Origin of the sequence: Microbacterium alcoholitolerans, from assembly GCF_050408615.1 — a bacterium.
In the GTDB taxonomy this organism is placed as follows: Bacteria; Actinomycetota; Actinomycetes; order Actinomycetales; family Microbacteriaceae; genus Microbacterium.
Window position 1 is genome coordinate 26,840 of sequence record NZ_JBNTKD010000001.1, and the last position, 21,772, is coordinate 48,611.

The following is a 21,772-nucleotide window of genomic DNA, read 5'->3' on the forward strand; positions in this document are numbered from 1 at the left end:
CGCGCTCGTCAAGCGGGGCCACGCAGCGCCGAGAGGCTCCGCGCGCCGCGTGCGCTGGAGGGCGAGCCGATCTCGATAGCGAGCGGTGCGTGAAGGGCGCTGTGGGGATGCAGCCCGACCAGAAACCACGTGGAAGCGCGGAACTAGGTGGACATCCGCGGCTCTTGTCGTTCCTTGGGGAAGGGCTGAAACCGGGCCAGTCCACGTTCAGTCCACATGGCGCACGACCGTCGCGGACTAAGCGGCCTTCCGGATCCCGGCGTGCAGCGCCTTGCGCCGGCGCTCCTCGACCTCCGCGATGACCTCCGAGTGGGCGGCCGTTAAGGTCCGCTCCGTTTGGGAAGCTCTGCCGTAGTAGGCCTTGGCGGCCTTCTGGCGAGGCAGTGCCAATCGTGCTCGGGTCTGGCTACTGTGGGCTCATGATGGACAGCGTCGCGCAGACGGACGAGCCCACCCGCCTCGACCGGGCTATCACGTGGACCGGAGTCGGCGCGGCGACCGCACTGGCTGCGTTGTTCATGATGGGGAGCTTCTCGGGCTTCGAGAGCTCCGCCCCACGCGCCGACAACATCGGTGAAGAGGGGATCGCAGTCGCCATCGGAGTGTTCTGCTTACTGGTCGCGCTGGCTGTGGCGCTTCCTGCAGGATGGAGGCTCGGGCGCAGCAGCAACGAGAATGCCAGGCTCGCGCTCAGGGCGCTGCCTCTGCTCATCAGCGTTGCCTGGGTGATCCTCGCACGAGCGCTTCTGACCCTGGGACTCCAGCTCGTGAGCGGGATGTGGATCGAGTGGATCGCTCTCCACCAGTTTGTGCTGTTCTCCGTGTTCTCGGGAGGCGCGCTGCCGATCGGCATCGGACTGCTCGTCACGTTCTTCGTGCTGATCGCTGTGCGCTCGTATAGCCAGCGGGTGGACAGTCCTGTGGCCTAGTACGTCTGGCAAAACCCCGCCGGCGGCCATGCGGGCGCCCCGCCCCTGCTCACTCCATAGCCTCCATGACAGCCAGCACATTGCCGGCCGGATCCTTGAACCAGGCGATGCTCGGCCCGCCGTCGGGGCCGGCATGTGCGATGCCCCGCTCGTCGGTGTCGAGGTCAGGGTCGGTGTAGATCTTGGTGACGATGCCGCGGGCATTGAGATCGTCGACCGCGGCTTCGACATCGGGAACGCTGAAGTTCAGGATCGTGAAGCTCGCCGGCGTGTGATCCGGTTTGGAGTAGACGAAGATCGAGCCGCCCTGGGGCAAGTGAATGTCGAGGAACCCCATCGGGTTGGTCGAGACCACCATTCCGAGCGTCTCGCCGTAGAAGGCGCGTGCAGCGTCGATGTCGTCGACGCTGAAACTGCTGAAGGTCTGAGTGGAATAGAAGGAGGACATGTAGACAATGATCCGCCTCGGATCGCGCGCCGTCCACGGGTATTCATGCAGCTGCCCGCCGACGGATCCGCTCACTCAGGCAGACGGTAGTCGAACCAGATGCGATGGGTGCCGTCCGCATCGACGGCGATGCCGCCGCTGCCCGAGATCCCGGCCAGCTCCCCGGCGCCGCTGGACGGGATGATCGTGAACGATTCATCGCTCCGGTCCTCACCGACCGTCGTCGCCGAATGTGAGAAATTGAACGTGCCCGACCGCCCGCCGAGCACTCCGTCGAAGGACTCCATCGCGACGTAGCCGCCGATCTCGGTGCCGTGGTCCAGTGCATACGTGAACACCGTGGTCGAACGTCCCGCCACCTCTCCCGTGAAATGCTTCTCCATCCTCACGACCGCCACGGAGACAGCAGTCTCCACTCCGGTGTCCAGGGGCGGGTCGACGGGGGCGAATGCCGCCACAGTGAATGTTCCAGATGCGTGCATGGTGGTGGTCACTTTCTCGAGAGGAATTCGGCATCGCGCTCGTACTCGTCGGCTTCGAGGCGCAGCTCGGGTTTGTTCAGTTCGACGGCCTTCTCGCGCGAGAACTCGGCGAGTCCGTAGAGCCGGCGGATCGCCACCTGCATCACGGCCTCGACAGTGAGCGGGATGCTGCCTGCATCCGGCCCGTAGGCATCCAGCAGCAGCTGGATCCGTCGTGGCACGTCGGCTCCCGACGGGGCGCCGCGCGGTGGCTCGCCGGTGAGCGGCACCATGCGCGTGGCGTAGTACGCGATATCCCAGATGCGCGGGCCCGGGGAGCACATGTCGAAGTCGATCGCGCCGATGATCGCGCCGTCGCGGAAGGCGAGATTGTGCGGCGAGAAGTCGTTGTGGCAGATCACCTCGATCGGCGCCTTGGTCGTAGACTGCCAAGTTGCCTCGTCGAGCGGGAACCCGATCGATGCGTCGTGGAGCCGGCGCAGCATCCGCGCTCCCTGCTCGAGCACGGCGTCCGTCCAGACCCAGCTCGGCAGGGGATAAGCGGGGACGATGCCGTCGATGAAGCTCAGCGTTTCATGCGTGCCGTCGAAGCCGAGTGGCTCCGGACCCCAGTCGACTCCGCCGCGACGGAGGTAGCGCAGGTAGCGATGCACGGTCGGCGTCCACTCGCCGCCTATGCGCCGGACTGTGTCACCGTCCCGCACGACGGCGTTCATGTTCCCTCCTGCCATCACCTGCTGCATGTCGTTCATGGATTCCTTCCATCGATTTCGGGGATGAGAACAGTGGCGAGGCTGATGCGGTGCTGTCCGTCCCTGCGTGGCTGCAGGTAAGGGGTGAGCACCTGCATGAACTCCGACTGCAGCTGCTCAAGGTCTTGAGCGTCGAGATAGAGCGGCGCACGCGAGAACCCGAGGAGTCCGCGCATCTCCGTGCGGTCGTCTTCGAGCAGCTCCTCGAAGTCGTTCGAGAGGCCGCTGACGAACATCGCGAATGCCGAGCGCAGCTGCACAGCATCCATCGCCTGCAGCTCGCCTTGACCCACGTGCGCCATCCGCTCACCCAGCGCGAGCGTGCGCTCGACGGCACCGCGCACCTGCCGCTCCTCGACGACGGCGAGGATGTCGGCCTCGAGCAGCGCCGCAACATGCCGGTATAGAGTGGCCTGCTTCACCTCGGGCAGCGCTTCGCGCAGCTCGGTCGTCGTCATGCTGCGCCCCCCGAGTTGCTGAATGATCTTCATGCGCACGGGGTGGAGCACGATATCCGCGATCGGACGCTCTTCAGTCATGGGCTCTTCACCTAACCATTATCACTCTGATAATGTTCTCATCGAGATATCAACTATTGAAGCAGATCAGCACTGAAGCAGAGGTGAGCGCGATGACACAGACGAACTACGGGCCGGAAGGAGTCGACATCCATTTCCCGGGTTGGGAAGCCGCGATGGTCGGCCGGAGCTCCTTTCACGTACCGGCACGCGCGATCCTGTCGGCTCGGGTCGAGCCCGGCTGGACCTCGGAGATCCTCGGCATGCGCTCCGGACTCGTCGTGTCCGGGTATCGCAAACTCGGCACCTTCACGCAACCCTCCGGGATGCGGCGATTGGTGTCGATGAGGCGGGGGATGCCACTGCTGCGGCTCCGCACGAATCGGAACGAGACCGGGTTCGATGAGATCCTGCTCAGCTCCGTCGACGCAGAGCGCATCGCACACGCGATACAGGGAGGCGTCGCACGATGAGCCACACAGCGATCGAGATCCACGGCCTCGGCAAGCGATTCGGCGCCTTCGCCGCCGTGACGGACGCGACATTCGGTGCGGCCGCCGGCCGTGTGACGGGGTTCCTCGGGCCGAACGGCGCCGGGAAGACCACCACACTGCGCATCCTGCTGGGCCTGATGCGCCCGTCCGCAGGAACAGCGCTCGTACACGGCAAGCCGTACCGGGATCACCCGCACCCCGCCCGACTCATCGGCGCGGTGGTCGACATCGCCGGCGCCCACCCGAGGATGACTGCCAGGCAGCACCTCCGCACGTACAGCGCGCTGTCCGGGCTCTCCCCGGCGCGCGTCGACGCGGTGCTCGAGCAGACCGGAGCCACCGCCTTCGCCGATCGGCGCATCGGCGCGTTCTCGACCGGGATGCGCCAGCGCCTCGCGCTCGCGACCGCGCTGCTCGGCGACCCGGAGATCCTCGTGCTCGACGAGCCCTCCAACGGACTGGACCCCGCGGGAATCGTCTGGCTGAGGACGTTCCTGCGCCACTTCGCCGCCTCGGGCCGCACGGTCCTGGTGTCCAGCCACGTTCTCGGTGAAGTGGAGCAGACCGCCGACGACGTGGTGCTCATCGACCGCGGGCGAGTGACGCGAACCGGGACGCTCGCCGAGATCCGCTCCAGCGGGGACTCGCTCGAAGACGTGTTCCTCCGCGCCACACACGAAGACGCCACGCAGGAAGCCACGCAGGTCCGCGCCACACAGGAAGGGGTGTCGCAGTGAACGTGATCCGCGGCGAACTCATCAAGCTCTCATCTCTTCGTCTCGTCCTCTGGACGGTCCTCCTCGCGGCGGCCTGCGGCGCCCTGCTGACGGACGCGCTCGCCTTCATCGGGCCCGAGAACGCGACCCCGCCGATGCCGGGTCTCGACACTGCGGACGGTGTCGCGATCGTCCTCGGACTCCCCACTGTGATGCTGTTCGTCCCCGCGCTCATCGGCACCATCGCCGTGACCTCGGAGTACCGGCACCGGACCATCGGCACGACGTTCCTCGCCGTGCCGAGACGCGGGCGGGTGCTCGGCGCGAAGCTCGTCGTCTACACGCTTCTCGGCCTGACGTACGGGATCGTCTGCTCGGTGGCATCCGGCGCGGCACTCTTCGCGGGAGCCGCGGCGCGCGGAGTATCGATCCCGGTCCCGATCGGCGAGATCGTGCTGCCGCTGATCCAGCTGGCACTCGCGGCCGCCGTGTACATGGTGCTCGGGGTGAGCATCGGAGCGCTCGCCCGCAGCCAGCTCATCGCGATCGCCATCGTGCTCGGATACTTCTACCTGCTCGAGTTCGTGCTCATGATGATCCCCGGCGTGAACGCCGTGTACCCGTTCCTCCCCGGCGGGGCGACGGCGTCACTGACGAGCTTCTCGTTCCTCACAGACGCGATGGCCGAGCAGACCTCTCTCGGCTCCGCTTCGCTCGCCTCGCCCGCGATGGGTGCAGTCATCCTGCTCGCCTATGCCGGCGTCGCAGGCCTCGTGGCGGTGATCGTTCCTCTCCGTCGCGACCTCCGCTGACGATCGGAAAGCGGGCGACGTCGAACAGCGGGAGCCGCCGGGCCCGAACAGCGAGAGAATGGACATGCCGCCCGAGCGGTCCGAGGAGGAGACAACATGACCAGTGGAATCGACGACACCGGCGCTGTCACGCGCAGCCCCGGCACGGAGACGGCCGTCCTGGCCGGCGGATGCTTCTGGGGGCTGGAAGACCTGGTCCGCAAGCAGACCGGCGTGCTCTCCACCCGCGTGGGCTACACCGGTGGTGAGAACGACCACGCCACCTACCGCAACCACCCGGGCCACGCCGAGGCGATCGAGATCGTGTTCGATCCGGCGAAGACCACGTTCCGCGACATTCTGGCGTTCTTCTTCCAGGTACACGACCCCTCGACCATGAACCGGCAGGGCAACGACATCGGGACCAGTTACCGCTCCGCGATCTTCCCGCTCAGCATCGAGCAGGAGCAGGTGGCGCGCGACACGATCGCCGATGTGGATGCCTCAGGGCTGTGGCCCGGAAAGGTCGTCACCACGATCGAGCCGTCGGGTCCGTTCTGGGAGGCCGAGCCCGAGCATCAGGACTACCTGATCAACTACCCGAACGGCTACACCTGCCACTTCGTCCGCCCGGACTGGGTGCTGCCCAAGCGCGAGACCGAGAGCGCCTGACCCAGGCAGCCTGACCCAACAGCCTGACCCAGGCTCCGTGCTCTACTCGGTCGCCTCTTCCGCGGCCTCCATCGCGGCGTCGCCCTCTTCCGGGGATTCGGCGCCGGCGCTGGCGGCGGAGTTGTCGTCGGCGGGTTCGCCGTCGGTGGTGGGCATGCGCTGATCGTCGAACTGGCCGTCCGGCGCCGCCTCCTGGGCCGGCGGGGGATTCTGCTTCGACCCGTCGGAGACCTCGTCCATGTCTGCGGATGCGTCGTGATGCTTGTCAGTAGTCATGGCGCGAGTAAACCCGAGCCGCTCCTCACACGGTAGGGCCGTGACGCAGCGCGCTGCCGCGAGTATGATCTAGCGCTTCGCCGTGACATGCTCGCGCAGCGCGGGGATCACCGTCTCGCCGTACACCCGCAGGGTCTCCTCCTTCGAATCGTGCTGCAGGTAGCCCGCGAACTGCGTCACTCCCAGGTCCTTCAACTGCGTGAGCTTGGCGATGTGCTCCTCGGCCGACCCGAGCACGCAGAAGCGGTCGACGATCTCATCGGGCACGAAGTCGACGTGATCGTTGTCGGCCTTCCCGTGGGTGTTGTAGTCGTAGCCGGTCCGGCCCGCGATGTACGAGGTCAGCGCCTCGGGCACGACGCCGCCGCCCGGCGAATCCGCGCCCTGACCGTACTTCGCGACGATGTCGGCGACGTGATTGCCGACCATTCCGCCGAACCAGCGGCACTGCTCGCGCATGTGCGTCGTGTCGTCGCCGATGTACATCGGAGCTGCGACGCAGAACGACAGAGAGTCCGGATCGCGGCCGGCCGCTTCCGCGGCATCCCGCACGGTCCTGATCATCCACGCCGCGATGTCGACATCGGCCAGCTGCAGGATGAACCCGTCGCCGACCTCACCCGCGAGCTTCAGCGCGAGCGGACCGTAGGCGGCCACCCACACCTCCAGCGATGACCCGTGACTCCATGGGAACTGCAGCGTCGTGCCGTTGTACTCCACGGCGCGCGAATTGCCGAGTTCGCGGATCACGTGGATCGCGTCGCGCAGCTCGCGCAGCGTGGTCGGCCTGCCGCCGGTGACGCGCACCGCCGAATCGCCCCGGCCGATCCCGCATACGGTGCGGTTGCCGTACATCTCGTTGAGTGTTGCGAAGACGGATGCTGTCACCGTCCAGTCCCGGGTGGCGGGATTCGTAACGAACGGCCCGACGCTCACGCGGTGCGTGTTCGCGAGGATCGCGGAGTGGATGACGTAGGGCTCCTCCCACAGCAGATGGGAGTCGAAGGTCCACACGTGACCGAAGCCGTGCGCCTCGGCGAGCTGGGCCAGTTGCACGACGCGAGCGGCAGGCGGATTGGTCTGCAGGACCACACCGAAGTCCATGGCCCTACACCAGGTACTGCGACAGGCCGCGCTTGACGAACCGGCCGTCGCCGGGCCGTCCGCGGTACTCGCCGCCGTCGACGATGACCCGGCCGCGCGAGATCACGGTGTCGACGTGCCCGTCGACCTCGAACCCCTCCCACGCCGAGTAGTCCATGTTCATGTGGTGGGTTTTGTCGATGCCGATCGAGGTGTGCCCGTTCGGGTCGTAGACGACGATGTCGGCATCCGCCCCCGGCTGGATCACGCCCTTGCGTCCATACAGACCGAACATGCGCGCAGGCGTCGTGCTGGTCAGCTCGACCCAGCGCTCCAGCGTCAGATGCCCCGCGACCACACCCTGGTACATCAGGTTCATGCGGTGCTCGATCGAGCCCATCCCGTTCGGGATGGCGCGGAAGTCACCGCGGCCGAGCTCCTTCTGATCCTTCATGCAGAACGGACAGTGATCGGTCGAGACCATCTGCAGATCGTTGGTGCGCAGTGCCTGCCACATGTGATCCTGGTGACCCTCTGCGCGCGAGCGCAGGGGAGTGGAGCACACCCACTTCGCCCCCTCGAACTCGCCCCATTCGTCGCTGCGTGCGCCGAGCTGATCCTCCAGCGACAGGTACAGGTACTGCGGGCAGGTCTCCCCGAACACGTTCTTCCCGCCGTCGCGTGCGGTGGCGATCTGCGCCACCGCCTGCTTCGCGCTGACGTGCACCACGTACAGCGGAGCACCGGCGACATCGGCGAGCATGATCGCCCGATGCGTCGCCTCCTCCTCCATCTGCCAGGCGCGGGCGATGCCGTGGTAATACGGATCGGTCTTGCCCTGGGCGACCAGCTGCTCGGCGAGCACGTCGATCGCGGGCCCGTTCTCGGCATGCATCATCGTCATCAGACCGGTGTCAGCCGACACCTGCATGGCCTTCAGCACCTGCGCGTCGTCCGAGTAGAACACCCCCGGATAGGCCATGAAGAGCTTGAAACTCGACACGCCCTCATCCAGCAGCCCCCGCATCGCCGCGAGCGAGTCGTCGTCGACGCCGCCGATGATCTGATGGAAGCCGTAGTCGACAGCGCAGTTGCCGCCGGCGCGCTCGTGCCACTCGGCGAGGCTGTCCTGCACCCGCTCGCCCTGCCGCTGCACGACGAAATCGATGATCGACGTGGTGCCGCCCCACGCCGCGGCGCGCGTGCCGGTCTCGAATGTGTCGGATGCCTCGGTGCCGCCGAACGGCATTTCCATGTGCGTGTGCGCGTCGATCCCACCCGGGATGACGAACCTGCCGGATGCGTCGATGACGGTGTCGACCGACGACTTCAGATCGCTGCCCAGCAGCTGCGAGCCCGGCTCCAGCACCGCGACGATGCGCTCGCCGTCGATGAGCACATCGGCCTCGCCGCGGCCGGTGGCCGAGACGACGGTGCCACCTGTGATCAGTGTGGTGGTCATGGCGCGACGATCCCTCGGTAGGTGTCCGGTCGGCGGTCTCGGTAGAACTGCCAGTCGTCGCGCATCTGCCGAACCATCTCCATGTCCAGTTCGCGCACCAGCACCTCCTCGCTCGCGTCGCTGCCGCGCTCGCCGACGAAGTTGCCGCGCGGATCGATCACCTGGCTGGTGCCGTAGAAGGTGACCGCGTCGTCGCCGTACTCGTTGTCCTCACGTCCGACGCGGTTCGGCTGCAGCACGAAGTAGCCGTTCGCGACCGCCGCCGCGGGCCCCTCGACCTCCCAGAGCCGGTTGCTCAGCCCCGGCTTGGTGGCGTTCGGGTTGAACACCATGTCGGCGCCGTTCAGTCCGAGCTCGCGCCAGCCCTCGGGGAAGTGCCGGTCGTAGCAGATGTACATGCCGACGCGGCCGACGGCCGTGTCCCAGACGGGGTAGCCGAGGTTGCCGGGACGGAAGTAGAACTTCTCCCAGAACTTCTCGAGATGCGGCAGGTGGTTCTTCCGGTAAATGCCGAGCACACTGCCGTCGGCGTCGACCAGCACCGACGTGTTGTAGTAGACCCCGGTGTGCGCCTCTTCGTAGATCGGCAGCACCATCACCATGCCGAGCTCTTTCGCCACCGACGCGAAGCGCTGCACGATCGGCCCGTCGGCCTGCTCGGCGAAGCGGTAGTACTTCTGATCCTGTGTGATGCCGAAGTACGGGCCGTAGAAGAGCTCCTGGAAGCTCATCACCTGTGCGCCCTGCGCCGCAGCATCCCGCGCGAACTGCTCGTGCTTGTCGAGCATCGACTGCTTGTCGCCGGTCCAGGTGGTCTGGCTGATGGCCGCTTTCACCGTCGTCATGGGTATCTCCGTCACGTCGTCGTGGCTGTTCGGCCCCGGAAAAGGGCCTGTGACCGGACACTATTGCAGAGTCGCGAAAGCGGCAAGAGGTCAGCTGCGCGCCCTCGCCACGACGATGCCGCGCTGCGAGCTGGGGAAGCGCTCGAGCATCTCGCGCAGCTCGCCGGCTTCGACGTCGGCGCCGAACGCCTCCGCGCCGGGTTCGAGCATGATGCCGGATGCCAGCGGCCCCGCGACCACCGGATCGAACCCCAGCAGGTCGACCAGCTGCGCCACCGTCCGCAGGTCGCCGGGATCGTCGCCGGCGATCGCGATCGCCTTGCGCTCCGGCGCACCTGACGGCCGCGCCTCGTCCTCGAGGTCCTGATAGCCCATGTGCCCGAGGCCCTTCACGACGTGCGAGCCCGCCAGGTGCCGCTGCACGATCTCACTCGTCGAGGTGCGCGGGTCATTCAGATCGGGGCGGTCGCCGTCGGCGCCCCACCAGTAGTTCATGGCGTCGATCACGAGCTTCCCCCGCATGGCGTCGGCCGGCAGCTCCTGGAGCCGCCCGAGCGGGAGCGCCAGCACGATGGCATCCGACGCATCGATCACTGATGCCGACGCCGCAGCCTCCGCGCCGATCGCGGCCATCGGGCGCGCGATCAGCGCCGGCTCCCGCGAAGACGCCACCAGCACGCGCAGCCCGGCGTCCGCCGCGAGGCGGGCGAGCACGGTGCCGAGGCGTCCTGCGCCGAGGATGCCGAGGGTTCTGATCCCTGGCATCTCGGGCTCCGTCGTGCTCTCCGCGGCGCTCATGTCGTCATCGTAGGACGCGCCGTCACCCCAGCGTCCCGCTGAGGCGCCCGTGGAACCGCGACGATCGGTCATCCAGCCCGACGAAGCGCACAGTGATGCCGTGGTCGGCGTACTTCGTCTGCACCGAGTCGAGAGCCGCCACCGTCGACGCATCCCAGATCTGCGCGGCCGAGAAGTCGACCGTCACGTCGGCGGGATCATCGGCGTACGAGAACTGCTCGACCAGGTCGTTGCTGCTGCCGAAGAACAGCGGACCGTGCACCCGGTAAACGACGCCGTCCGGTCCCTGCGTGCGCCGCACGTTCACCACGTGCGCGACGCGCCGCGCGAACAGCACGATGGCCAGGATCACCCCGATTCCGACGCCGATCGCCAGGTTGCCGGTCGCGACGACGACCGCGACCGTGACGACCATGACGGCCGTTTCCGACAGCGGCATCCGCCGGAGCGTGGAGGGACGGATGCTGTGCATGTTCACCGTCGACACGGCGACCACCATCATCACGGCTGCCAGCGCGACCATCGGGATCTGCTCCATCACGTCGCTGAGAACGGTGACGAGCGTGAGCAGGAACAGCCCGGCCACGAAGGTGGAGATGCGGGTGCGCGCACGACCCAGCTTCACGTTGACCACGGTCTGCCCGATCATGGCGCAGCCGGCGATGCCGCCCCAGAAACCGGCGAGGATGTTCGCCACGCCCAGGGCCCAGGACTCCCGGCCCTTGTGCGAGCGGGTGTCGGTGAGATCGTCCACGAGTTTCGCGGTGAGCAGCGTCTCCATCAGCCCGACGAAGGCGACGCTCAGCGCCGTCGGCCCGATGATGCCCAGCGTCTCGAGATTCAGCGGCACCAGCAGGGGAGTGATGCCCGGAAGGCCGCCGGCGACGGCGCCCTGGTCGCCGACGGTCGGCACGGTGGCGTGGAAGATCATCGTGATCGCCGTGACGACGACGATCGCCACGAGAGGCGCGGGCACGGCCTTCGTCAGCCGCGGCAGCCCGATCACGATCAGCAGCGTCAGGGCGAACAGCGGGTAGACCAGCCAGGGCACGCCGAGCAGGTGCGGCACCTGGGCGGCGAAGATCAGGATGCCGAGAGCATTGACGAACCCGATCATGACCGAGCGCGGGATGAACCGCATCAGACGCGCGAGGCCTGTGACGCCGAACAGGATCTGGACGATGCCGGCGAGGATCACGGTGGGGAGCAGATACTCGGCACCGTGCTCGCGCACCAGAGGAGCGACCACCAGCGCCACCGCGCCGGCCGCGGCGGTGATCATCGCGGGCCGGCCGCCGAGGACCGACATCGAGATCGCGAGCACCACCGAGGCGATCAGGCTCACCTTCGGGTCGACACCGGCGATCACCGAGAACGAGATCACCTCGGGGATCAGCGCCAGGGTGGTGACGATGCCGGCGAGAACCTCGGTCGTCAGCAGTCGCGGCCTGCGCAGAGCCTGAAGGGTGGTGGGGGAAGCGGTCACCGATCCACCCTACGGGAGCGCGAGGGTCACTCGGTCGCGGCCCAGCTCGCCTCCGTCACGTGCGGAGGATGGACCCCCGCGTCATACACCCGCACCCAGTCGACGCTCACCGCGAGCACGGCGAATCCGGTATCCAGCGCGCGCGATCCTGGGAAGCGCCGGCAGTACTCCTCGCCGAGGCGCCGGCGCTCCTCATCCCGCGTGATCCGCGCGCTGCCTTCGAGCTGCACCGTCATGTCCGCGCCGGTCACGGCGATCGCGACCCGCGGCCGGTGGGCGATGTTGCCGACCTTGCGCGAGCCCATCGCGGCATCGAAGACGACGGTGCCGTCGTCGAGCGCGGTCAGTCCGACGTACGCGGCCTGCGGGGCGCCGTCGTCCGCGACGCTCGCGACGACGCCGGAGCCGCACACCCGCAGGAAGTGCGCGACGGCGGTGCGGTCGGCGGCATTGATGCTCATACTTCGACGTTACGCGCCTCAGCCCCGTCCGGCGACGGGTTCTCCGACTTCGCATCGGATGCTGCACGCGGCTGCTCGGCGCGCGAGAGCCTGGACGGCCACCAGATCGCCCGGCCGATGTCGTAGCTCAGCGCGGGCACCAGCAGCGAGCGCACCACGAACGTGTCGAGCAGGACGCCGAATGCCACGATGAACGCGATCTGCACGAGGAACAGGATCGGGATCACCGACAGGGCGGCGAACGTCGCCGCGAGGACGAGACCGGCCGAGGTGATGACGCCGCCCGTCACCGAGAGCCCGCGCAGGATGCCCTCCCGGGTGCCGTGCCGCGTGGACTCCTCGCGCACGCGCGTCATCAGGAAGATGTTGTAGTCGATGCCGAGCGCGACCAGGAACACGAAGCCGTACAGCGGCACGGCGGGATCGGCGCCGGGAAAGTCGAAGACGCCGTTGAAGAGCAGCGCCGCGACGCCGAGTGCGGATCCGAACGACAGCACGGTGGTGAGGATCAGCAGCACCGGGGCGAGGATCGCCCGCAGCAGCAGCATCAGGATCAGCAGGATGACCACCAGGATCACCGGGATGATCAGGTTGCGATCGTGGATCGACGCGGTGTTCGTGTCGATCGAGGTCGCCGTGACGCCGCCCACGAGCGCGCCCATCGGGTCGAGTTCGGCACGCAGATCGTTGACGGTCTGCTCGGCGGCGGGGGAGTCCGCAGCATCCGCAAGCGTGGCCTGCAGCAGCACCTGGCCGTCGACGACGGTGGGCTCGGGCGCCGGGGTGCCGGGAGGGCCGAGCGGCTGCACGCCGTCCTCGGTGATCACAGCGGTGCCGGAGGGCGAATCGGATGCCGTCACGGATACCGCATCGATGCCATCGTTCGACAGCAGCACGTCGGCGGCGTCCTCCAACTGCGCCTCGTCGACCAGCACATACACGGGGCTGCCCGACCCGCCGGGGAAGTGCTCGCCGAGCACCTGCTGTCCGTCGCGCGCCTCCGAGGCGCCGAGCACCAGATCGGATTGGGCGACACCGGTCGCCTGGAGCTGCGTCACGCCGAGTGCGGCGATCGCCAGCACGACCGTGGTGGTGATCCAGATCAGCCGAGGGCGGCGGCGGATGAGGCGCGCCAGCCGCGGCCAGATGCCGGGGTCGTGGAGCGGGTTCTCGTCGGCCGCGTGCTGGGGGTCGAACTCGGGCCGCTTGGGCCAGAACGCGGCGCGCCCGAACAGGCCGAGCAGGGCCGGCAGCAAAGTGAGCGCGGCGAGCATGGCGAACACGATGCCGATCGACGCCACAGGCCCCAGGGTGCTGTTCGACTTCAGGTCACTCAGCAGCAGGCACAGGAGTCCTGCGATCACCGTTCCGCCCGAGGCGAGGATCGGCTCGAAGGAGCCGAGCCAGGCGCGACGCAGAGCCGTCCACTTGTCGTCGACGTTGCGCAGCTCCTCACGGAAGCGCGCGACCATCAGCAGCGAGTAGTCGGTCGCCGCGCCGATCACGAGGATGAACAGGATGCCCTGCGTCTGGCCGCTCAGCAGCAGGATGTCGAACTTCGCAGCCCACCACACCACCAGCAGCGCGACGCACAGCGCGAACAGGCTCGTGCTGAGCACGACGACCGGAAGCAGCAGCGACCGGTACACGATCACGAGGATCACCAGCACGGCGAGCAGCGCGACGAGCAGCAGGATGCCGTCGATGCCCGCGAATCCGGCGACGAGATCCGCGGTGAAGCCGGCAGGTCCGGTGATGTGCACCGTGACACCGTCCGGCATGGACTCGTTCAGGTCGGCGGAGAGGGCGGTCGAGACGTCACTGATGTCGGCGTCCGCGTCGATGGGAACGAACGCCTGCGCGGCCAGACTGTCTTCGGAGACGAGGACAGGAGACACGTCCTCCTGCACGCCCTCGGCGGCGGTGGCATCCTCGAGCGCCTCGGTGAGCTGCTGCTGCAGGGCGTCATCGATCTCGGCATCTGATTCGAAGACGACGACGGCGGGGAGCGTGTCGGAGCCGAGGAAGCCGTCGAGCGCGTTCTGCACCTCGGTGGCCGGCGCGGAGTCGGGCAGATACGCCGTGCGCTCGTTGGAGGAGACCTCGCTGACCTTGCCGAACAGCGGCCCGCCGAAGGAGGCGCCGGCCAGCCAGAGCAGGATCAGGATGCCGGAGAGGATGCCGCGCAGCAGGGGCCGCTTCCGCTGGTGTTCCTGTCGCAGCTCAGCTCTCGTGGTCACGCCAGTCCTCTCGTCGCGGCAACCACGCTACACCGCGAGACCAGGGCGAGTTCATAGCTTGATGTGGCTGCAGAACCTCTGGTGGAGACGAGGGGGCTGACCGGACGTCAGCGGAAGTCCCGCGAGCGGTGGATCACGCCGGTGCGCAGATCCTCGAACGCATCGGCCAGCACGTTCACGACACCTTCGGCCGAGCGCTCCAGAATGCCGCGGACGACGAGCGCGGGCGAGTCGCGGGCGACGCGGCGATAGCGGCTCCACACACCGGCGGAGCACACCACGTTGACCAGGCCGTGCTCATCCTCGAGGTTGAGGAAGGTGATGCCCCCGGCCGTCGCAGGACGCTGCCGGTGGGTGACGAGACCGGCGACCTCGATGCGCCGCCCCTCCTCGTGTGCGCGCAGCCGGTCCGATGACAGCACTCCGCGCTCGCTCAGCACCGTGCGGAAGTGCGCCATCGGGTGGTCATCGGTCGAGATGCCGGTGGCCCACAGATCAGCGGCCAGGCGCTCATGACTGCTCTGATCCGCGAACAGCGGCGGCTGCACGGCCATGGTCGTGCCCGGAAGGAACCGGGCGCGATCGGTGGCGGCCGCGCCGGCCGTCCAGATCGCCTCACGACGGCTGATCCCCAGGCAGTCGAAAGCGCCCGCGGTGGCCAGCGATTCCAGCTGCGCCGCCGTGGCATCCGTCCGCCGCACCAGGTCGGGAAGATCGCGGAAGGGACCGTGCTGCTCCCGTGCCGTGACGATGCGCTCCGCGAGCGCCAGGCCGATGCCCCGGACGCCGGACAGGCCGAGCCGGACGGCGAACCTGCCGTCCCTGCGGTGCGCCGCCGACTCATCGGGCGCGTTCCGGTCGAAGGGGAGCGGATGCGGCGTCTCATCGGTGCGCAGGCAGGAGTCGAGACCGGTGGGGCCGGTGCCATGACCCGCGGCAGGGCCCTCGTCACCACCGTCGTCGAGGAGCTCCAGACCATCCGTCGCTGCGGAGGCGTGCAGATCGGGACGCAGCACCCGCACGCCGTGCCTGCGGGCATCCGAGGTCAGGGATGATGCCGAGTAGAACCCCATCGGCTGCGCTCGGAGCAGCCCCGCCAGAAACGCCGCGGGATAGTGCAGCTTCACCCACGAGCTGGCGTAGACGAGCAGGGCGAACGAGAGCGAGTGCGACTCGGCGAAGCCGAAGTGCGAGAACGCCTGGATCTGCGCGTAGATGCGGTCGGCCGCCTCGCCGACCAGACCCTTCTCGGCCATGCCGCGGTACAGCGACTTCTGGATGCGCTCGATCTTCTCCAGACCCCGCTTGGAGCCCATCGCCCGGCGCAGCAGATCGGCCTCGTCGGCCGTGCAGTCGCCGAGCACCGTCGCCATCTGGATCAGCTGCTCCTGGAACACCGGGATGCCCATGGTGCGCCGCAGCACCGGCTCCAGCGAAGGGTGCGCGTAGGTGACCTCGTCGCGACCGAGCTTGCGGCGGACGAAGGGGTGCACGGCACCGCCCTGGATCGGACCGGGGCGGATGAGAGCGATCTGGATCGCCAGCTCGTAGAACTCCCGTGGCTGCAGTCGCGGCAGCAGGCCCATCTGCGCCCTGGACTCCACCTGGAAGACCCCGATCGAATCCGCCCGGCACAGCATGTCGTACACCGCCGGCTCCTCCTTGGGCAGCGTCTGCAGCGTCCAGTTCTCGCCGGTGCTCTCGGCGATCAGATCGAAGCTGTACTGCAGCGCTGACAGCATCCCGAGCCCGAGCAGATCGAACTTCACCAGCCCCATCCACGCCGCGTCGTCCTTGTCCCACTGGATCACCGTGCGATTCGCCATGCGGGCGTTCTCGACGGGCACCACCTCGCCGACGGGGCGGGCGGTGAGCACCATGCCGCCGGAGTGGATGCCCAGATGCCGGGGCGCCTTCAGCAGCTCACCCGCATAGCTGAGCACATCGGCGGGGATGTCGGTGTCGACGGATGCCTCGATGCCAGAGCCCCACCCGTCGACCTGCTTCGACCAGGCATCCTGCTGACCGGGGGAGTGCCCGAGAGCGCGCGCCATGTCGCGCACCGCGTTCTTCGGCCGGTACTGGATGACGTTCGCCACCTGGGCGGCTCGCTCGCGCCCGTACCGCTGGTACACCCACTGGATGATCTCCTCGCGTCGACCGGAGTCGAAGTCGACATCGATGTCCGGCTCCTCCTCGCGGGTGGTCGCGAGGAACCGCTCGAACGGGAGCCGGTACAGGATCGGGTCGACGGCGGTGATGCCCAGCAGATAGCAGACCGCGCTCGCCGCGGCCGAGCCACGGCCCTGACAGAGGATGCCACGGCGCTTCGCCTCGTCGACGATCTCGTGCACGATGAGGAAGTAGCCGGGGAAGTCCTTCTCTTCGATGACGTTCAGCTCGCGCTCGATCCGCGCCCGCCCCTCGTCGTCGAGGTTCGGGTAGCGGTGCGGCACCGCCTCCCATACCAGGGCACGCAGGTGACTCATCGTCGTGCGCCCCTCCGGCACCGGGACCTGCGGCAGCGCCGGACGTGCCCGGCGCAGGGGGAAGGCGCACTCCTCGGCGAGCTGCAGCCCGTGTTCCAGCGCTGTGGGATAGCGCTGGAAGCGACGGGTCATCTCCGCTCCGCTGCGCAGATGCGCGCCGCCGTGCGACGGCAGCCAGCCGTCGAGCTCGTCCATGCTGCGCGTGGCGCGCACCGCCGCCACGGCTTCGGCCAGACCCGCCCGCTCGGGGGCGGCGTAGTGCACGTTGTTCGTGGCGAGCACGGGCAGATCCAGCCGGTGCGCGAGCTCGGCGAGCGTGTCGTTGCGGCGGGTGTCGAGCGGGTCGCCGTGGTCGATGAGCTCGACGCTGACCCGATCGTGGCCGAACAGGTCGATCAGGCGGCGCAGCGGCGTCTCGGCATCTCCCCGTGCGAGTCCGCGACGCACACCGCCCTTCCGGCAGCCGGTCAGGATCGTCCAGTGCCCGTCGGCGCTGGAGGCCAGATCGTCCAGGTCGTACAGCGGCCTGCCCTTCTCGCCGCCGCGCAGCTGGGCGCGGGTGATCGCGCCGGAGAGCCGGTGATAGCCCTCGACCCCGCGGGCCAGCACGAGCAGATGATCGCCCACCGGATCGGGCACGCCCGATTGTGGTGCGGGCAGATCGAGCGAGAGCTCGGCGCCGAACACAGTCTGCACCGAGGTGAGCTCGGCCGCCTCGGCGAAGCGCGCCGCTCCGTAGAACCCGTCATGATCCGTGATCGCCAGGGCTGTGAGCCCGAGCGCCTCCGCCTCGGCCAGCATCTCCTCGGGTGAGGAGGCGCCGTCGAGGAACGAGAACGAGGTGTGCGCGTGCAGCTCGGCGTACGGCACGGCGTTCTCGGGCCGCGCACGCGGCGGGGATGCCACGGGAGGGCGGTGCCTGCTCAGCGGACCCGGATCGACGCGATTCGGGTCGGGCTCGGCGGATGCCGGAAGGCTGGGATCCGTCGGGGCGCTGAGCGTGCGCTCGAGCTCCGCCCAGGAGAGCTTCGGGTTGTGCCAGCCGCCCATCAGCGGTACCTCCCCTCCGCCCACCAGCTGCCCTCGGTGCAGAAGGCCAGCCAGGCGCGATGCTGGGCGTCCACCAGCTGGAAGCGATGCCCGGAGCGGGCGCGCTCGCTGTCCCAGCGATGCTCGTGCAGGGGCCAGGGGCCGGCCCAGGCGACGATCTCGCTGCCGTCGATCACGGTGGGCGCGCAGGAGAGCTCTCCGCGCTCGTCGACATCGACCGAAAGGCCGCCCGCCCCCGTCACCGTGATCGGATGCAGCTCGGAGAACACCTCGGCGGGCAGCGGACCCGGCAGGCTCCCCGGCCAGGGCTGCGAAGGGTCGCGCTCGACGACGGCTCGCTCGCCCCACGGCGTCAGCACCTGCCGGTCGGTCAGCATCCGCCCGCCGGCGACCGCGGCGGTGACTACGGCGCGATGCCCGAGCAGCGTCTGCACCCGCGAGACGGCGTGATGCAGCCGCTCATCGCTGCCTGAGCCGAACAGACCGGGCTGATGGTGAGCGGCGTCGTCCACCGCGACCGGCGCGATCCGCACCCCGATGATCCCGCGGAAGGAGTGCGCGGCATCGGCATCCGCCGCTGCGTGACCGGCGGCCCCCGCCGAGGCGGGATTGCGCTCGACGAGGGTCTCGACCTGCCAGCGCACCCGGTCGACGAGGTCACTCGCATCGAAGCAGGTCGGATGCAGCCAGGAGCGCGAGAAGACACCGCCGTCATCGTCGGTGAGATCGATGCGCACCTCGGTGCACACGGCCGAGGCGTCGGCGAGGGCGAGCAGCACGGCATCCGCCATCTGCCGCACGGCGAACGCGATCTGATCCGACTGGCCCAGCGGACTGTCGAACTCGACCTCGCGGGACAGCTCGGGATCGGGCGGTCGCGGCGAGAGCGGCCGGGAGTCGGCGCCGCGCGCCAGCGCGAGCAGGCGGGCGCCCTGCTCGCCGAGCCGATCGCGCACTGCGATCGCATCCAGTTCGGCGAACTCGCCGAGGGTCGAGATGCCGAGCCGGCGCAGCAGGTCGGCGAGCTCCTCGTCGCCGAGCACCGACACGGGCAGCGGAGCGAGGAAGGCCTGTGAATCACCGGACGGCACGACCGACCAGGGCGGCGCGTCGGGCGGTGCGGTCCGCGCCGCCAGCTCGCCGGTGAACACGCCGTCGGCGACGCCGATCCGCGTCTCGGGGAAGCCCGCCTCGGCGAGCAGCGCGAGCAGCGCGGACGCCGCCTCGGCCTCTCCGCCGTGATAGCGCGAGATTCCGCGGGAGCGCAGAGCGGCGAGTCCGGGGCGCAGCAGGTGCACACCGGGGGCATGCGCCTCGATGAGCCGCAGCACGGGGAGGAAGGCGCGCTCGTCCTGAGCGGGATCATGCGGAAGCATCCGCAGCGACGGCGCTCGGCCCTGGGCGAGCCGTCGTCGTTGACCGATGCGCACGCCGAGGGCGCGTGCGGATCCGGTGCAGGCCACCACGGTGTTCCCGTGCACGAGAGCCGTCGGCGGATGCGGCGGGGCCGACCCCAGCACCGCGCGCAGCGGCCAGTCCGGGAACCACAGCACGTGCATCCGCGCCGGGGCGTCCATCAGGCCACCGCCCAGCTCGGATGGGTGGGCAGCTCTTCGAGAAGCTCGGCGACTCGCTCGACGCCGCCCAGACTGCCGGGCAGCCGTACGCGCAGACTCTGCGGACGCGGTGAGGAGCGGGTCTGCGCCGTCACCGTCACGGTGCGATCCGAGAGCATGCCCCAGCCCTCGCCGATGCCCTCCCAGTGCGGATCGTGCAGGCTGATCATCCCCTCGCTCTGCGGCCACTGCGAGGTGCTCAGCAGCGTGCATCCGCGATCGCGCAGCCGGGCCGCGAGCCGCGCGGCATCCTGATCGCGCACCGCCGTGCCCGGGCTCATCGCGATCAGCGGGACCACCTCGGCCAGAGCCGACACGACCGCCAGCCACCTCTCACCGGGGGACGGCACCAGGATCAGCCGGGACAGATCGATGCCGAAGGCCGCCGCGGCCTCGAGACCGAGGGTGGGCATGCCGACCGCCGCACACCAGCTTCCGCGGCGGGAGACGGCGCTCATCAGCGCGAAGATCAGGCTCGGTGAGGGGGACACCGAGTAGACCGTGCCGGTGTGCAGCCCCTGCTCCGGCAGGATGGTCTGCAGCACGGCATCCACCGGCAGCACGGCGTCGTCGCTGCGGCGCCGCTGCATGCGTCCTATTTCGCGGCGCAGACGAAGCACCTCTCCCGCACGCCGGTCAGCGGGGGAGAGCGTCGCGAACGCTCCGTCAGCCATACATACATCCTCGAAGAGATATTCGAATAGTTCAAGTCCACTGTGAACACTAGTTCGCACATCTGACATCGATGGTTATCCACAGCCCGACCCGCGAAGCGACGCCGATCGCCTAACCTGCGATGGTGTCCTTCCACTCCGCCTCCGTGGCGATCGTCCACCTCGCGCTGCTCGGGATCGGCGTGTGGCTGATCGTCATCGACGCCCGCACCCACCGGCTGCCCAACCGCATCGTGCTGCCGACGCTGGGGGCGCTGGTGCTCCTCGTCCTCATCGAGGCCATCGCGACCGGAGCGGCGGATCGGATGCTGAGATCGCTGCTCGGCGCTCTCGCGCTCGGCGCGTTCTACGCCGTCATGCATCTGGCCTCGAAGCAGGGGATGGGCGGCGGAGACGTGAAGCTCGCCGCGGTGATCGGCCTGGTGCTCGCCTGGCACGGCTGGCAGACCCTCGTGCTCGGTGCGGCCGCGGCCTTCCTGCTCGGCGCGCTCTACGCGCTCGTGCTCATGCTGCTGCGCCGGGCGGACAGGAGCACCCGCATCGCCTTCGGCCCCTGGATGATCATCGGCGCGGCCCTCGCGATCGCCCTGACCCGCTACACCGGACTATGGTGAGCACATGGCACTTGCGCGACTTCACGGCGGCCCGCTCGACGGGCAGATCATTCCGCTCGACGACGTCGAGAGGCAGTCCCTGATCGTCCCCTACAGCGAGACGCAGGTGACGTACCGACGCGAGGGCGAGGCGAGCAACACGGGCGCCAGCGACGGTCCCACCGAGGTCGCCTTCTGGTTCGTCGAGGCCGGCGACGACATCAACCCCAGTGACGACTGAGCCGCACCGCACCTTCGAGGTCGAGCGCAAGTACGACGCCGACGCCGACACGGCGCTGCCGATCTGGGATGAGGTGCCCGGAGTGAGCGCGGTGAGCGCCGGCGAGGTGCGCGAACTGGATGCCAGGTACTTCGACACCGCCGACAGCACCCTGGCGCGCCACGGCGTCGCCCTGCGGCGCCGCACCGGCGGGCCGGACGCCGGCTGGCACATCAAGGGCCCGCGTCAGGGCGATGGTCGCCTCGAGCTCGGCTGGCCGCTGGATGAGGACGGACGGATGCCGGATGCCGTGTCGGCCGTCATCTCGCAGTGGACCGACGCCGACCTGATGCCGCTGGCGCGCATCGAGAACCTCCGCACCGCGTATCTGCTGAGCGGCGAAGGAGGTGTGATCGCCGAGTTCGTCGACGACCGCGTGCGCGCCACCGACCTGCGCACCGGTACCCGCCGCGGGTGGCGGGAGTGGGAGGTGGAGCTGGGTCCGGCAGCCCCCTCGGACGCGGTCGCACGCGAGGCGTTCTTCGCCGCCGTGGAGCGGGCGATTCTGGCATCCGGTGGACGAGCGCCGTCGTCCGGCTCGAAGCTCGCGCGCGCCCTCGGCTTCTGACAGCGCGAGGCGTACCCGGACAAGACGGCAGCGCGCAAGCCCTTTCTCA

The 21,772-nt window shown here is 68.8% G+C and carries 23 protein-coding genes; 8 read left to right on the plus strand and 15 right to left on the minus strand.

Annotation, left to right across the window (positions count from 1 at the left end; genetic code table 11):
• The first annotated feature begins 419 nt into the window (after positions 1-419).
• Positions 420-929, plus strand: a complete 510-nt coding sequence (locus tag ACQUSX_RS00145; protein ID WP_428904958.1) for a hypothetical protein — start codon at positions 420-422, stop codon at positions 927-929.
• A 49-nt stretch (positions 930-978) separates the two neighbouring features.
• Here the strand turns inward: ACQUSX_RS00145 and ACQUSX_RS00150 are convergent, their stop codons facing one another.
• The 4 genes from ACQUSX_RS00150 to ACQUSX_RS00165 all read right to left on the minus strand — a co-directional run bounded on the left by ACQUSX_RS00150 (position 979) and on the right by ACQUSX_RS00165 (position 3,150).
• Positions 979-1,377 carry a VOC family protein gene (locus ACQUSX_RS00150; RefSeq protein WP_428907558.1) on the minus strand — a complete coding sequence of 133 codons (399 nt, stop codon included), beginning with the start codon at positions 1,375-1,377 and terminating at the stop codon, positions 979-981.
• 71 nt (positions 1,378-1,448) lie between these two features.
• Positions 1,449-1,871, minus strand: coding sequence for a DUF3224 domain-containing protein (locus ACQUSX_RS00155; RefSeq protein WP_428904959.1), 423 nt, complete (start codon positions 1,869-1,871; stop codon positions 1,449-1,451).
• Positions 1,868-2,611 carry a phosphotransferase enzyme family protein gene (locus ACQUSX_RS00160; protein ID WP_428904960.1) on the minus strand — a complete coding sequence of 248 codons (744 nt, stop codon included), beginning with the start codon at positions 2,609-2,611 and terminating at the stop codon, positions 1,868-1,870. The genes ACQUSX_RS00155 and ACQUSX_RS00160 overlap by 4 nt, the downstream gene beginning before the upstream one ends.
• Positions 2,608-3,150, minus strand: a complete 543-nt coding sequence (locus tag ACQUSX_RS00165) for a helix-turn-helix domain-containing protein (protein WP_428904961.1) — start codon at positions 3,148-3,150, stop codon at positions 2,608-2,610. The genes ACQUSX_RS00160 and ACQUSX_RS00165 overlap by 4 nt, the downstream gene beginning before the upstream one ends.
• A gap of 92 nt (positions 3,151-3,242) precedes the next feature.
• Here ACQUSX_RS00165 and ACQUSX_RS00170 point away from each other — a divergent pair, with 92 nt between their 5' ends.
• The 4 genes from ACQUSX_RS00170 (at position 3,243) to msrA (ending at position 5,802) form a co-directional block, all read left to right on the plus strand.
• Positions 3,243-3,602, plus strand: coding sequence for a hypothetical protein (locus ACQUSX_RS00170; protein ID WP_428904962.1), 360 nt, complete (start codon positions 3,243-3,245; stop codon positions 3,600-3,602).
• Positions 3,599-4,360: an ABC transporter ATP-binding protein gene (locus tag ACQUSX_RS00175; protein WP_428904963.1), complete on the plus strand. Its 762-nt coding sequence runs from the start codon at positions 3,599-3,601 to the stop codon at positions 4,358-4,360. The genes ACQUSX_RS00170 and ACQUSX_RS00175 overlap by 4 nt, the downstream gene beginning before the upstream one ends.
• Complete coding sequence (locus ACQUSX_RS00180; RefSeq protein ID WP_428904964.1) at positions 4,357-5,151, plus strand: ABC transporter permease; 795 nt, start codon at positions 4,357-4,359, stop codon at positions 5,149-5,151. Before ACQUSX_RS00175 ends, ACQUSX_RS00180 begins: the two co-directional genes overlap by 4 nt.
• Positions 5,152-5,247: 96 nt before the next feature.
• Complete coding sequence (msrA, locus tag ACQUSX_RS00185; protein WP_428904965.1) at positions 5,248-5,802, plus strand: peptide-methionine (S)-S-oxide reductase MsrA; 555 nt, start codon at positions 5,248-5,250, stop codon at positions 5,800-5,802.
• Between the two features lie 42 nt (positions 5,803-5,844).
• Here msrA and ACQUSX_RS00190 read toward each other — a convergent pair whose 3' ends face one another.
• From ACQUSX_RS00190 to ACQUSX_RS00240, 11 genes are all read right to left on the minus strand, one after another.
• Positions 5,845-6,078: a hypothetical protein gene (locus ACQUSX_RS00190; protein WP_428904966.1), complete on the minus strand. Its 234-nt coding sequence runs from the start codon at positions 6,076-6,078 to the stop codon at positions 5,845-5,847.
• Positions 6,079-6,147: 69 nt separating this feature from the next.
• The gene (locus ACQUSX_RS00195; protein WP_428904967.1) at positions 6,148-7,182 is read right to left on the minus strand and encodes a TIGR03842 family LLM class F420-dependent oxidoreductase; all 1,035 of its coding nucleotides are present in this window, start codon (positions 7,180-7,182) and stop codon (positions 6,148-6,150) included.
• 4 nt (positions 7,183-7,186) lie between these two features.
• Positions 7,187-8,623 carry a dihydropyrimidinase gene (hydA, locus tag ACQUSX_RS00200; protein WP_428904968.1) on the minus strand — a complete coding sequence of 479 codons (1,437 nt, stop codon included), beginning with the start codon at positions 8,621-8,623 and terminating at the stop codon, positions 7,187-7,189.
• On the minus strand, positions 8,620-9,468 hold the full coding sequence (locus ACQUSX_RS00205; protein ID WP_428904969.1) for a nitrilase-related carbon-nitrogen hydrolase: 849 nt from the start codon (positions 9,466-9,468) through the stop codon (positions 8,620-8,622). The genes hydA and ACQUSX_RS00205 overlap by 4 nt, the downstream gene beginning before the upstream one ends.
• 90 nt (positions 9,469-9,558) lie before the next feature.
• Positions 9,559-10,266, minus strand: a complete 708-nt coding sequence (locus tag ACQUSX_RS00210; protein WP_428904970.1) for an NADPH-dependent F420 reductase — start codon at positions 10,264-10,266, stop codon at positions 9,559-9,561.
• 22 nt (positions 10,267-10,288) lie between these two features.
• Positions 10,289-11,752, minus strand: coding sequence for a SulP family inorganic anion transporter (locus ACQUSX_RS00215; protein ID WP_428904971.1), 1,464 nt, complete (start codon positions 11,750-11,752; stop codon positions 10,289-10,291).
• A 26-nt stretch (positions 11,753-11,778) separates the two neighbouring features.
• Entirely contained in the window at positions 11,779-12,213 is a 435-nt protein-coding gene (locus ACQUSX_RS00220) for a pyridoxamine 5'-phosphate oxidase family protein (protein WP_428904972.1), read from the minus strand.
• Positions 12,210-14,405: an MMPL family transporter gene (locus ACQUSX_RS00225; RefSeq protein WP_428907559.1), complete on the minus strand. Its 2,196-nt coding sequence runs from the start codon at positions 14,403-14,405 to the stop codon at positions 12,210-12,212. The genes ACQUSX_RS00220 and ACQUSX_RS00225 overlap by 4 nt, the downstream gene beginning before the upstream one ends.
• A 155-nt stretch (positions 14,406-14,560) precedes the next feature.
• The gene (locus tag ACQUSX_RS00230) at positions 14,561-17,992 is read right to left on the minus strand and encodes an error-prone DNA polymerase (protein ID WP_428904973.1); all 3,432 of its coding nucleotides are present in this window, start codon (positions 17,990-17,992) and stop codon (positions 14,561-14,563) included.
• Positions 17,992-19,569, minus strand: coding sequence for a DNA polymerase Y family protein (locus ACQUSX_RS00235; RefSeq protein ID WP_428904974.1), 1,578 nt, complete (start codon positions 19,567-19,569; stop codon positions 17,992-17,994). Before ACQUSX_RS00235 ends, ACQUSX_RS00230 begins: the two co-directional genes overlap by 1 nt.
• Positions 19,569-20,282 (minus strand): hypothetical protein, encoded by a 714-nt coding sequence (locus ACQUSX_RS00240; protein ID WP_428904975.1) that lies wholly within the window; start codon positions 20,280-20,282, stop codon positions 19,569-19,571. Before ACQUSX_RS00240 ends, ACQUSX_RS00235 begins: the two co-directional genes overlap by 1 nt.
• Positions 20,283-20,407: 125 nt before the next feature.
• Here ACQUSX_RS00240 and ACQUSX_RS00245 point away from each other — a divergent pair, with 125 nt between their 5' ends.
• The 3 genes from ACQUSX_RS00245 to ACQUSX_RS00255 are packed head-to-tail and all read left to right on the plus strand — an operon-like array spanning position 20,408 to position 21,723.
• Positions 20,408-20,896: a prepilin peptidase gene (locus tag ACQUSX_RS00245; protein WP_428904976.1), complete on the plus strand. Its 489-nt coding sequence runs from the start codon at positions 20,408-20,410 to the stop codon at positions 20,894-20,896.
• 4 nt (positions 20,897-20,900) lie between these two features.
• Entirely contained in the window at positions 20,901-21,116 is a 216-nt protein-coding gene (locus ACQUSX_RS00250) for a response regulator (protein WP_428904977.1), read from the plus strand.
• Positions 21,106-21,723, plus strand: coding sequence for a CYTH domain-containing protein (locus tag ACQUSX_RS00255; protein WP_428904978.1), 618 nt, complete (start codon positions 21,106-21,108; stop codon positions 21,721-21,723). The genes ACQUSX_RS00250 and ACQUSX_RS00255 overlap by 11 nt, the downstream gene beginning before the upstream one ends.
• Positions 21,724-21,772: the final 49 nt, after the last annotated feature.